General features: G+C 39.0%; 9 protein-coding genes. 7 read left to right on the top strand and 2 right to left on the bottom strand.

Annotated elements, in window-relative coordinates:
• The first annotated feature begins 19 nt into the window (after positions 1-19).
• The 3 genes from P0Y49_18875 (at position 20) to P0Y49_18865 (ending at position 6,733) form a co-directional block, all read left to right on the top strand.
• Positions 20-1,015, top strand: coding sequence for a PorP/SprF family type IX secretion system membrane protein (locus P0Y49_18875; GenBank protein WEK18843.1), 996 nt, complete (start codon positions 20-22; stop codon positions 1,013-1,015).
• 40 nt (positions 1,016-1,055) lie between these two features.
• The gene (locus P0Y49_18870; GenBank protein WEK18842.1) at positions 1,056-3,050 is read left to right on the top strand and encodes an OmpA family protein; all 1,995 of its coding nucleotides are present in this window, start codon (positions 1,056-1,058) and stop codon (positions 3,048-3,050) included.
• A gap of 143 nt (positions 3,051-3,193) precedes the next feature.
• Positions 3,194-6,733 (top strand): gliding motility-associated C-terminal domain-containing protein, encoded by a 3,540-nt coding sequence (locus P0Y49_18865; protein WEK18841.1) that lies wholly within the window; start codon positions 3,194-3,196, stop codon positions 6,731-6,733.
• A gap of 15 nt (positions 6,734-6,748) precedes the next feature.
• On the opposite strand, the gene P0Y49_18860 is transcribed toward P0Y49_18865, so the two are convergent.
• Positions 6,749-7,759, bottom strand: a complete 1,011-nt coding sequence (locus tag P0Y49_18860; protein WEK18840.1) for a type IX secretion system membrane protein PorP/SprF — start codon at positions 7,757-7,759, stop codon at positions 6,749-6,751.
• A 92-nt stretch (positions 7,760-7,851) separates the two neighbouring features.
• Here P0Y49_18860 and P0Y49_18855 point away from each other — a divergent pair, with 92 nt between their 5' ends.
• From P0Y49_18855 to P0Y49_18840, 4 genes are all read left to right on the top strand, one after another.
• Positions 7,852-8,040, top strand: coding sequence for a hypothetical protein (locus tag P0Y49_18855; protein WEK18839.1), 189 nt, complete (start codon positions 7,852-7,854; stop codon positions 8,038-8,040).
• 190 nt (positions 8,041-8,230) lie between these two features.
• Positions 8,231-8,749: a GAF domain-containing protein gene (locus tag P0Y49_18850; GenBank protein WEK18838.1), complete on the top strand. Its 519-nt coding sequence runs from the start codon at positions 8,231-8,233 to the stop codon at positions 8,747-8,749.
• A 192-nt stretch (positions 8,750-8,941) separates the two neighbouring features.
• The gene (locus P0Y49_18845) at positions 8,942-12,118 is read left to right on the top strand and encodes a hypothetical protein (protein WEK18837.1); all 3,177 of its coding nucleotides are present in this window, start codon (positions 8,942-8,944) and stop codon (positions 12,116-12,118) included.
• A gap of 4 nt (positions 12,119-12,122) precedes the next feature.
• The gene (locus tag P0Y49_18840) at positions 12,123-12,305 is read left to right on the top strand and encodes a hypothetical protein (GenBank protein ID WEK18836.1); all 183 of its coding nucleotides are present in this window, start codon (positions 12,123-12,125) and stop codon (positions 12,303-12,305) included.
• Here the strand turns inward: P0Y49_18840 and P0Y49_18835 are convergent.
• Positions 12,295-13,149, bottom strand: coding sequence for an N-acetylglucosamine kinase (locus P0Y49_18835; GenBank protein ID WEK18835.1), 855 nt, complete (start codon positions 13,147-13,149; stop codon positions 12,295-12,297). The two genes, P0Y49_18840 and P0Y49_18835, sit on opposite strands and share 11 nt — an antisense overlap.
• Positions 13,150-13,166 lie beyond the last annotated feature (17 nt).

Genomic DNA, 13,166 nt, shown 5'->3' with positions numbered 1-13,166 from the left:
AATGAAAAATAGAATTGTCATGAAGAAACTAATTAGAATACTAGCAACTGGAGCATTTTTAAGTTTGGGTATGTTAAATGCAACAGCACAGATTGACCCTCACTTTTCACAATATTATGCTCACCCTCTATGGTTAAACCCGGCTTTAACTGGGGTTACCGATGGGGAGTATAGAGTTTTATTAAATGCTAAACAACAATGGGGACCGATCTCCAACTCATTCTTAACCGGGGGCGCTTCGTTTGATATGGCCCCGGTTAACAACCTGGCTTTTGGAGCAATGGTGCTTAATCAAAACGCTGGAGACATCAATTACAATCAATTAAGTGCATTGGTTTCCGGTGCCTACCGGATTCATTTCGGATGGGCAGGGCTAAGCATGATCAATTTTGGTTTACAGGCTGGTATTTTAAACAAGAGTTTCGACCCTTCAAAAATTACATTGGGGAGTCAGTATAATCCTGTAACAGGGTATGATCCGGGATTGGGCCTTAGTGAGTCTTTTTCTTCGACCAATACCCTTGTTCCGGATGTGAACGCAGGAGTCGTGTTCTTTGATGGTAATCCTGATCAGGGTGTGAATGCTTTTGGCGGGATTATGGCTGCGCATCTAACCAGACCAGTAGATAAATTTTTGGGAAACAGTATACGTATGCCTATTCGCTATGCAGCTCATGGTGGTGCCCGGATTAAAATCACAGAAACTTTTGATCTTACTCCGAATGGCTTATACATGAAACAGGGTAATGCAAGGGAAATTTCGATGGGTGCATATGGGCAATTTATGCTTAATCCTGAGTCTGACCTACTTTTTGGGTCTAATTACAGGGTGGATGATTCAGCCATTGCTTTCTTTGGATTACACATCAGAAATATGGTGTTCGGATTAAGCTATGATTTTAATACATCTAGCTTAAATCGGATTACAGGGAGCAAAGGCGGACTGGAGCTGTCTGTTTCATTTACCGGTAGAAAAGGAATACTGGGCCCTAACTTCTTTTGCCCACGATTATAGCTGAACTAATATGAATTCATTACCCATTAATGAAACCCCGATGAAAACTAAGATACTCCTGATCCTCTGTTTATTTACCTCCACAGTCCAAGCACAATTTATAGCCAATAATAAAAGGGTGGCTGATGTATATTTTCAAAATAAAGAATATTATGCTGCGGCTGTATATTATAAAAAAGCACTGACTATCTCGTCTGATAGTGAAGGCTTCATAATCCCTTATGGTTTCGAAAATAAGATTAAAGAAGAAAGCCCCAAAAAGGAAGATTTTGAGTATTGTACCTTCCAGCTTGCTGAAGCATTAAGATTATACAAAAACTATACTGATGCGGAGCACTGGTACGGAGTGGCGAACGACTTTATTAACCCTAAATATATTTTAAGTGGCTTTTGGTACGCCGAAACGTTGCGCTCTAATCAGAAATTTCTTGAAGCTATTGATGCATTTAATGAATTTCTTGCTAAATACAAGCTTAAAGATGCTTATGCCACTAAAGCTAAACAAGAAATTGCCTCCTGCCAGTTCGCGCTTTATGAGTTGCGCTATCCCAGGTTATATAGATTGGACAAATTGAAAAATGAGGTGAATGACAAGGGATCAAACTATACCCCGACTGTGAAGGCTGGTAATCTCTATTTTACCTCATCAAGACCAGTAGGGCCTGCAGGTAAGAAGGAAATATTAACAGGTAAAGATGTAAAGGTTGTTAAAAAAGAAACCCCATTTTTAAATGCAGTGTACATCACTTCTGGCAATCCTCTTTCTCAGAATGTAACGGTTAGAAAAACAATTATTGAAGGGAAAGACAAGGAATCGGGAGCACCAGCTTTTCATCCCAACGGGAAAATTGCTTATGTTACGAGTTGGACTACACAAGGCACCAAGAAAATCTATCAGCTAAATGCTACTCCGGGTGCTGCAAAGGAATGGTCAGATCCCGTTGAGCTGGGCAGTCAAATCAATGTTAAGGGCTTTAACGCCATGCAGCCTTTTGTTACAAAAGATGGGAAATACCTGATATTTTCATCCGATAGGCCTGGCGGTTCCGGCAAATTTGATTTATGGTATTCGGCAATTCGCATTGATGGTTCATTAGGTACGGCGGTAAATTTGGGGAGTACCATCAATACTTCAGAAGATGATGAGGCCCCGTATTATAATCCCGCAACTAAAAGATTGTTGTTTAGTAGCAATGGAAGAGTAGGTATGGGCGGGTTCGACTTTTTTGAAAGTGAAGGTGATTTTAGTCAGTGGTCTGAGCCCCGTAATTTGGGGTATCCATTTAACTCTTCAAAAGATGATCTTTATTTTGCACCGCTCAACAATGATGATTCGGAGGGTTACATTAGTTCTGATCGTGAATCGCTTTGCTGCCTTGAAATTTTTCATGTCAAAAAAGAGCACCTGGTTATTCAGGGATCATTGTTAGATTGTAACACTTTAAAGCCATTAAAGGATGCTATGGTTCTTTTAGCTGATTCGGTGCAGCAATTTAAAATCACTACAGATGCCTTGGGCAAATACACTTTTAGAGTAAACAGTAACCGTTATTTTAAACTGACTGCGGAGAAGGATAAATACTTTAGTAAAACCCTAAGCTTTAAGTATGATCAGATGGCGCAAAGAGATACTTTATTTAGTCCGGAATTGTGTTTAACACCTTATGAAATTGATAAGCCAATTGTGTTAAAAAATGTTTTGTATGAATTTAATAAGGCAACATTGACAGAGGACTCGAAAGAGAAATTAGATTATTTGTATACCATCATGGTGGATAATCCAACTATTGAAATTGAACTCAGTTCGCATACTGATAGCAAAGGCTCAGAGGCATATAATCTGGATTTGTCGGACAGAAGAGCAAAATCTTGTGTTGAGTATTTAGCAGGAAAAGGGATTGCACAAAGCAGGATGACCAGCCGCGGCTATGGAAAAACCAGACCTATTGCACCAAATGAGTTTCCTAATGGAAAGGATAATCCGGAGGGAAGAGCGCTAAATCGTAGAACAGAATTCAAGGTCACCAAAAAATAGAAACGAATTCTCTATTGAAACCCTGTATAAATTGCTTGAAAGTTTATACAGGGTTTCCACTGTATTGCTCATTTTCGGCTGTTTGTTAAAAATATTTATGCTATAATTACATTAAATTGTAAATTGGCATTTCATTTTTAATTATGCGCTACTCTAAATGTGCCATTCTGGTGTTTCTGCTCTTCAGTTTCTTGACTGGATTTTCTCAAACTGTTTTTGTAACAAGTACCGCTGATGCAGGGGCAGGGACGTTGAGGGAAGCATTAAAAAATATTCCCACTGTAAGAACGACACCGTATATCATTAATTTCAATCTGCCTGGTGATATGTCTAATGAAACAAATCGTACAATCAGGTTGCGGAGCCAGTTACCCAACGTTCCTTCCAATGTAACTATTGACGGAACTACACAAACAGGTCCGGCTTTGGGTGCATCAGGGGCAAAGATCATTATCGAGCCTGAAGATCCATCAATGACTTCTCTTTTCACCTCTTGTCTAACTATAGCAAACGTCAATACTACCGATGTGCAGACAAGTGATGTGGAAATTTATGGTCTTTATATTAAGGATTTTGCGAGAATCACAAATTTGCAGAACACAAGTATTCAGGCTTCAGGGATTATCATCGATGCCAGAGCAAAAAATATAAAAATTGGTGCTCCCGGAAAGGGTAATGTGATTAGTGGAAATCAATATGGAATTTCCCTCCGTAGTGTTTCTAATTACTACCTAACAACGCCTATTACAGATATTAGTATTCGGTCTAACTTTATTGGTTTACATTATGATGGACTTACGGCAAAAACTAATTTTAATGGTATTAATGCCATAGACTTTAGGGATGGTTCACTTACTATTGGCGGCGATAATCCTGGGGATGGGAATGTTATTTCAGCAAATAAGATCAATATTGATCTTAGAGGAAGCAGTTATGGTAGTACACGTTTCGCTATAAATGTGGTTAACAATAAAATTGGAACTGACCGAACAGGTACAATAGATTTCCATGGGATACCACTTTTTGCTGTGCCCTCCGCTGTAGAAATAAGCGGATTAAAGGTAGATGCTGCTAATACTAATTTATATGTACGCGACAACGTGATTTCTGGAAATCGAACTGCAGGACTGTCTATTGCTAATGCTGATTTCATTGTAACCGGGAATAGTATTGGGACAGGAGTGCAGGGCTCGGAGGTATTGGGTAATGGAATAGGGGTTAAAATCGAATCAGGTGCGGTAGGATTTATTGGTGGTGATACAGACGCCAAGGCAAATAAAATCGCCAATAATGAGTTCGGTATAGAATCTTTATCTGCTAAACCGATTACAATTACCCGCAATAGTATGTATTGTAACACCTCATCTGGAATAGGTAAAACCCAAAATATAGCACAACCTTATGTGCAAATTTTGATCACTAGATCAGGTTTCCTTTCCGGAAAGGCAACGCCTAATTCGACAATTGAACTTTTTTACACAGAAAACTGCAAAGGTTTATGCGAGGGCAGGCAGTATTTTGCAACTGTTCCAACCGGGAGCGATGGCCGGTGGAATTATAGCGGCACAATAAGTGGAAAAGTTACTGCTACAGCAACTGTTCTTAATTTAACTACTTCACCCTTTTCGACAGCTGAGGTATTAGATAATGAGATACTAAATGAACCGGTTACCTGTAATGGTAATGGCTCCATTAAAGTTCCTGAGCCTCGGGAAGGTATTACTTTTCAATGGTATAAAGTGCTTGGTGATGGTACTAAAGTAGATTTAGGAACTGCTCAGGAAATCTTGGATCTTCGTGAAGGGTTTTATGAACTCATCACTAATGACGGGTGCAGGGAAATTAAGAAAGTACCGTTACTAGAGATCAAAGATCAGAAGCTAACAGATTTGATAGTTTCATGGCCTGCAGAACAATGCGGACAGACTTCATTTACTTTTTCTGCTACGGTGCAAAGGGGAAAGGGAGTAAAAACATTTAAATGGGTTGACCAGGCTGGGAATATAATAAGAACTGGAACCCCAGTTACTATGCCAGCAGGAACCTATAAACTTATTGTTACAGATGAGGCTGGATGTAGTGTGAGCGAGCAAGGGCGTGAAATAAAGGAGCGACCAATACCTCGCATTGTTAACTCAGTGCCACCATCACCAGCTAAGTGCGGCTTTGCAGATGGCGCTATAACTGGTATTACCATTGGGGGTACACCAACAGGGACCTTGACTTACAGATGGAATGTGTATAACCCAAGCGTTCCCCCATATATTGGAGCAATAGTAGGTGGCAATCAGCTTGATTTAACGGGGGTTGAAGGTGGCATGTATATTCTTACAGTTATGGATCAGGGGAATTGTACTCCTGTAACACAGATTTATACTATTCCTATTATTAAATCAGTAAATATTAGCTTGGCGCAGACCACAAGAGCAACCTGTAATAAATCAAATGGAAGCATCTTTGGCGTTACGATAACAGAAGCCAATTATATTCAATGGTTTAGTCCGGCTGGGGTAATTTTAGAAGAGGGGACATATTCTCCTGGTCAGTCTTTGCTATTAAAAGACCTTGCTCCGGGAACATATACATTAAAAGCTCGTAATACTATTACAGGTTGCAGCGATAGCAGAGATTTTCGGGTAGATCAGACGCTTCCTACGATTTACAATTTGTCTGAACGGATTGTTGATGCTACTTGTGGATTGAACAACGGTCGAATTACTTTGACCTATACAACTGCAGAGCCAAGAAGATTTGAATGGCGGGATGATATGGGTACTGTTTTGCCGACAGGGACAGTTAAGGACTTAAATGGAGTTGCACCGGGAACTTATAGGTATTTTACTTATGATGACAATAACTGTATTTTAGAGTTTGGCCCTTTTGTAGTACATAAAATCGATGAGCTTGCGATTATTCCTGGAAGTGGGATGGTTACTAACGACGGATGTAGTTTGTCTCGAGGTGCAGTAAAGGGAGTTAGATTTAGTGGGGGTGTTCAACCATATAGGTTTACTTGGGAGAATGAAGCTGGCGAACGTGTTTATTCCGGGGCTACTCCAGATTTGCTAGGGGTGCCTGCAGGTAAATACCGCATGATTTTGGAAGATGCCACAAGTTGTGGACACAAGGAGAGTGCTGATTATTATACAGTCGAAAATCCTTCTTTTCCAATTAGTACCCCTGTAGCAAATGATTTGCGTGTATGTTATGCCACGGAGATTATGATTAAGGTGCTGGCGCCGGAAGAAGGAACCTATCAATTATATCGTGAAGAAACAAATGCTACCCCGATTATGGAGAGTACTAATGGGATATTTATATTTAAAGTAAATAAAACAGGTGATTATAAAATCAGGAAAAAGCTGGGTAGTTGCTACAGCAAATTTGCCCCGCTACATATTGAAGTAACTAATGACAACCTGGAGATTAAGAATACCATGACGCCCAATGGTGATGGTATGAATGATTACTGGATGATAACTGGTTTACCAGACCATGCTGATATTAATATTAAGGTTTATACCAGAAGTGGCCAATTGGTTTACGAATCTGTAGGGCCATATAACAAACCATTCGATGGGAAGTTTAGAGGTGTAGATCTTCCTGCAGGGGCGTATTATTATAAAATAGACCTCAGGGCCGATTGTAAACCAATAGCCGGAAGCATTACTTTGCTACGATAAATTTATAAAAGCATTTTAAAACTGACGCGTAGAACATTTTACGTCATAACGGTTATTCAACAGTATACCCAATACGATCTCATGGGTGCCATTGTTAACAGATCGCAATGCAGAAGTAGTTACATCATATGAATAACTGATGTTGACTAATGAACCTATATTAAAACCGGCGAGAGCAGAGAAAGAATCATTGTTTCTATAGCTTCCCCCAATCCAGAATTTGTCCTGATACGCAATTTTAAGGTTGGCATCTATGGTGGGAGGGGCGCTTAACCAATAGGTTAATAAGGTTGATGGAATAAAGGCAATGTCTTCATCCACAAAAAACTTATACCCTGCAGTACCGTAAAATGTAGCTGTTTGGTAGGCCGATAAGTTGGTTTGTTTGTTCGGGGTTTTAGAACGATAACCTAATATCTGCTTTGCTGATGCACCTACAAAAAAATGGGGACTATAAAGCCATAGCCCACCACCAACATCAGGTCTGATTTTATTATTGTAATCTGCAGATAAAAGTGGATCAGCAGCATTGTCAACCGTTATGTTAGCTACATCGATACTGGTAGAAGCTATTCCGGCAGAAATTCCAAGCGAAAGGTTTACATCGTAACTCAATCCTAAATGATAAGCGTAACTTCCACCTATATTGGTTTGCCTTATTCGGGCAGCCTTATCTGTCATAGCATAGAATCCTATCCCATGATGAGGTTCTGCTGATGTATAAGTGTCCACATAGCTGCGGCTTAAAGGATTATAACCGGCTCCGGAAAAGGAGTTTACCGAGCTTCTTACAAAGTCTTGTCCAATTGGAGCATGAATAGAAATGTATTGAGTAACAGGTGCGCCTTCAAGCCCTTTCCATTGATTTCTGTAACCCAGTTTTAGGTCAGTATAATTGTCTATTCCTGAAATTGCTGGGTTAATTAAATAATTGTTAAAGATATATTGGGTGGATCTGGGATATTCCTGCCCGAAGCTGAATAAGCACGTTAGGAGCAATACCGAGAGGTTAAAAATAGATTTCATTCTTATCAAATAGCAATTAAGTAACCAATTATAAGATTAATTTTGTGTATAATGAACTTTTAAACTAAATTCTTTAATTAAAGCTGTAATTTATGCACCCCGAATCGCAAATAAAACTCATCGCAGATACCTTACTTCCAGGCTTTATTCCCAAAAATGCAAATGAAAAGGAACTTTCTTTTCATTTTACCATACCTCCCAATAAGAGCTATAAAGTAAATTATAAAAAGAACCCAAAAAATGAATGGGTATTTGAGGATTATGAGATTGTGGAAAACTAATTGGTCTTTATGAAACAGATAATGAGATCGTTTGTAGTTTTATTCAACAATTTGAGTAATTTTCACCCCCTTATTTTTTTAGTGTAAATTACACACTTAGGACTTAAAAGCGCCAGAGCATAATGTATATGGACATTGATTGAATAGGGTATGGTAATTGTCTAAAACTAGGTAGCTAGATAGGAAGAAATTGGAAAAGAAAATAAGAAACAGTATTGCGCTGGATAAGCAATCCCGACTAGAGAAATCAAATAGATATAGAATTATATATACTAAATCGGAAACTGTTTTTGATGATTTGGCAATATTAACTGCAACGATATTTGATACTCCAATAGCCGTAATTAATTTTGTAGATCAGGACTATATCTGGTCGAAAGTTAAGACCCAAACCAATCGGGGGGCAGACTTGCATACGGAAACCAGTGTTTGCTCATTAGCTATCCTCAATGAAGGAGATGAAATGTTTGAGGGACTTTCGGTGGCGCCAAGGTTGATGTCAAATCCCTTAATTGTAGGAGAATTAGGAATGAAGTTTTATGCAGCCGTACCTATAACTACCGATGAAGGTTTTCATGCAGGAAGTGTTTGCATCATTGATAAAAAGCATAGAACATTCATGCCCCATGAAAGAAAGAAATTGGAGTTGATTGCTGCAATGGTCAGAAAAGAAATGAATAAAAAGATGGCCAAAAAGATATACGCATAAGCATTTACGATAAACTATAAAATCGGTAAGCGTCTGTATCATAATACAGGCGCTTTTTTATATCTTATAATTTATAATAACGATATTTTTATCTTATTTATAAATTTAATTATGAATTTTAAGTGTAATTATTTAATATTGAATTGTGTAAATTAACTAATTTGTTATTTTGTAATTAAATATTAAATACTGATGGTTTATTCAATTTTTTGGTTTAAGTGGATGATTATTCTTGTTTTCGGGGTTACGGTATATGGTAATGCAATTGCGCAGAGCTGGATGTCAGGATATAACTTTCGGAAAAAGATAACAATTGATAAATCCATGATTCAAGGCAAGGTTAACCTGCTTGACTTTTCTGTACTGATTGAAATGGAAGATACCGAATTGAAACAGGCGACAGGTTGCGTGTATATGGCGCAGAATAACAAAGAACTGGATATCTCATTTGCTACTGCCGCCCAATCCAGCGTACCAATTAACTTTCAACTCGATACTTATGATGCTTTGAAAGGAAAGTTAAGTTGTTGGGTGCGGATAAATGAATTGATTGCAGAAGGGAAGCCAGGCAACAATGAGCTTTATCTTTACTATGGGGCAAAGGAAACGCACAAGCCTTTCTCTGCAGAAAGCCGTGCCACCTGGACCAGCGCTTACCAAAATGTCTGGCATGTAAACTCTGATATTGTGCCTGCAACCAGTCGCAGTGCCAATCAAAGTTCGGGAAAGGACTTGATAGGTAATGCTGGAATGAGTTTGACTAACTTCCATCAAGGTAAAATCGGGACAGCAGTTCGGCTTAATGGAATTACAGAAGCAATGCATGCAGCTCCAGATACAGAAGCAACGGTGTATATTACCTTATGGTTTAAACTTAATCAAATTGGGGTCGACCAGGTTATTCTGGCTAATGATACTTTATCAGGTGGATATCGTATTGCCGTAAATCCAGAAGGGTATATAGTCTTTAATACATTCGAAACCTCAGGTGAGTTCAGTCGGAAATCAACTATGGCGCTCTTGCCGGATACCTGGTACTATCTCGGAATAATGTATAACAATCAGCAGAAAGCGATTTATATAAATGGAGAACATAGAGGAGGGGGAGGTTCGATTATTTCGGCAGCGAAAAAAGGCGGACAATTTAGTATTGGTAAGAGCAAACAAAACGATAGATACTTTAATGGGATGATTGATGAGCTGAGGATATTGCATACAGAAAGGACTGGAGATTGGCTGTTAACGGAATACAGGAATCAGGTTAATCCTGCAGCCTTTATCCATGTTTCGCCCCAGGAGATAAATCCTATACAAACAGCGCTGGCAAATGAATTTACAGGGGCCAATGGGACAAGCAATTGGGGAGATGAAGGTAACTGGAGTTATGGAAAGGTTCCGGCGCCTTATGCCAATGTAATTGTTAAGGCAGGAAAGGAGCTGCAAACAGTTACTCCTGTCGTCGTAAATAGTTTTATTCTGGAACCCGGTGCCCGGCTTTCATTAGGAAGTGATTTTGAAGTGAACTGTAAAACACAAATTGGCTCGTCAGCTTCAATAGCTTTAAATGAAGAAGTACGGTTGGTTTTTAAAAACGATGTGGTCAATAATGGATCAATTATTTTAAATCAAAATACCGGTACCTTGGTTTTTAATAGCAATTATGCTTTGCAAACTTTTACCGGATCGGGCACCTGTACCGTTTCCCGTTTAGAAGTAAATATGGTGTCGAAAGAAGGTATAGCATTACTCCAGGGCAAATTGAAAGTAAGCAGGCAGGTTGCGCTGATTAAAGGAGTGTTAAACTCTAATGGCCAGCTCACCATATCTTCAACCGGGCCAACTGATCATGCCTCCTTATTGCCCATACAAAATACCAGCGAGGCAAATGTTATTGGAAACGTAATTGTACAACAGTTTATTGATGGTGATTTTTCAGCACCTTCAACGGCACGTGGTTGGTGGTTGCTAACTTCACCAGTATACCAATCAGTGGGAACGGCAAAACTATACAACCTAAATGCGATTCAGCAAAGTATTTTTGTAACGGGACCAGGAGGTATAAATAACGGCTTTGATCCCTCTCCCAATAACAACGCTACTATTTATAGCCATGATCAGTCCTTGCCCGGAAGCCTATCTCAGAAATATATCAGCATTGCCAGCATGGGCACAAATGTGTCGGTGGGAAAAGGATTTTATGTGTTTTCAAGAGGAAGCAGAGAAGAACCAAACGCTTATATTCATCAAATACAAACGACTCCGTTCTCTAATCCACGTCCCTATACACTCAACTATACCGGCAAATTGTTTACAGGTGAACTCCGGATTGACCTGTATAACAGGGATATGGGGGCGGAGGGGGATGGGTATAATTTATTGGGTAATCCCTATGCCTCGGCAATTTTATGGGGTAATTTACAAAAGATCAATGTTGGACCTTTTATATGGGTATTTGATACAAAAAACAATGCCTATCGGGTAACAGATGACCCGGCATATATCATTCGTCCTGGTGCAGGTTTCTTTGTTAAAGTAAGTAACGGTAGTTACAGTGGTACACTTACATTTACAGAACAGGCAAAATATATAGAGGCTGTCCCCGGCTTTTCAAGAAAGCTTTCTACCACCCGGAAAGAAACTGGCTTAGCGCAATACGATGGAAAAACAAGGTTGAAAATAACCTTAAATAAAGAAGACCTATCTGACGATTACATTTTAACACTACATCCCTCCGGCAATAATGAAATCAACGATGCCGATGCAGCTAAAATAGGAGAGGGATATTTAAGCATTTCGGGTCTGGCTACTAATGGGAATAAATTGTCAATTGATGAGCGGGCTACAGATACAGGTCGGAGGGAAATTAAATTGTTTGTGAAGGGCTGGACGACCGGCACCTATGCTTTGAAGTTTAATGCAGTCTTTAACAACAATGAACAGCTTACCTTAATTGATCATTATCTCGACATGCAGTATCCCATCGCAGCAGGTGAAAGTACATATCCATTTTCTATGGATACCGAAGTCGGCAGGTCTTATGGTACACAGCGTTTTTCTTTATTGTTTGAACCGCTGCATAAAACAACGAAGCCAATAAATGAAGGTACAGATAAACCCTTTTTATTTTATCCAAACCCAGTGAATGATCTCATTTATTTGAAGACCGTAAATCAAACCTGGAGAAACCTGAAGGTTTTAATCAGTACCATTTCCGGAGAGATTGTGTGGCGTAATGAAGTCGCCATTTTAGAACCCGGTATCCCAGTACAGCTGCCCTGTAGTCAATTGATAAAGGGGATTTATACATTACAATTGATAGATCAGACCAGAAATAAAATCATTACTTCCTTTAAAATTTTAAAAAACTAAACTGATGAGATATGTACTTCTTTTTGTTTTAATACTCAGCTGTCTGTTTACTAAGGGCATGCCAATAAACGATCCAGGCCTTCCAGGAGGTGATCCCGATGTACCGGTGGATGGAGGTGTTGCTGTGTTGTTAGTTGCAGGGGTTGTTTACGGAATAAGGAAAATTAACAGATTTACTAAACCGTAATGCCTTCTTTTCTTAAAATGTAGTTGTAAATTCCTTCAATAGGTTTTTGAAGAATTTGTCCCACTTTAACTTGATTCTTTAAGCAAACCTCTCTTAATATATCCTGATAATAGAAGGCAATAGAACCTACAAAATGAGTTTCAATGCGTTTATAATCACTATAATCTTTAATGTTGGTATCTATAAATTCCTGAAAGCCTTCGCGTAAAATATTTACGATAAATGGATGCATTCTATGATTTACCATAAAGCGGCTAAAAGAAGCTAAATAGGTATTTGGACTCGGTTTTTGATATACATTAGTAATCACCGTTTCTTTATCTATAGGAAACTCCTGTCTAAATTCAAAGCTCAGATCCGCCGGCATTTGGTTATATAGATAGGAAGTGATCAGTTTGCGGCCAAACCATGTACCCGATCCTTCATCACCCAAAACATAGCCCAAGCCATGTTTACCAAAATGTAAATTTTTACCGTCAAAATACGATATATTGGAGCCTGTACCTAAAATACAGGAAAGCCCTGGTTTATCCCCACAAGTAGCATAAGCGGAACCCATTAAATCATGTTCTACAGAAACGTATGCATTGGTGAAAAATGAAGAAATGCCGTTCGATATGATCTCTACCTTATCGGGTGAAGAACAGCCTGCTCCAAAAAAATAAATTTCTTTAACCTGACTTGCATACTGAGCAATTTCTTTCTTTTTAGAAAAGAGCTTAAAAATGTCATGTGCATTAAGGAAATAAGGGTTTATACCTTGCGTGCTAAAGCTGATTTGTTCATTTGGGCTGTAACCCATCCAATCGGTTTTTGTTGAACCACTGTCTGCTACTAGAATCATTCGCTAAAAATAGTAAT

The sequence above is a fragment of the Candidatus Pedobacter colombiensis genome (genome assembly GCA_029202485.1).
GTDB lineage: Bacteria > Bacteroidota > Bacteroidia > Sphingobacteriales > Sphingobacteriaceae > Pedobacter > Pedobacter colombiensis.
Note: the sequence above shows the minus strand (reverse complement) of the source record. Positions and strands in the feature narration are given on the sequence as shown.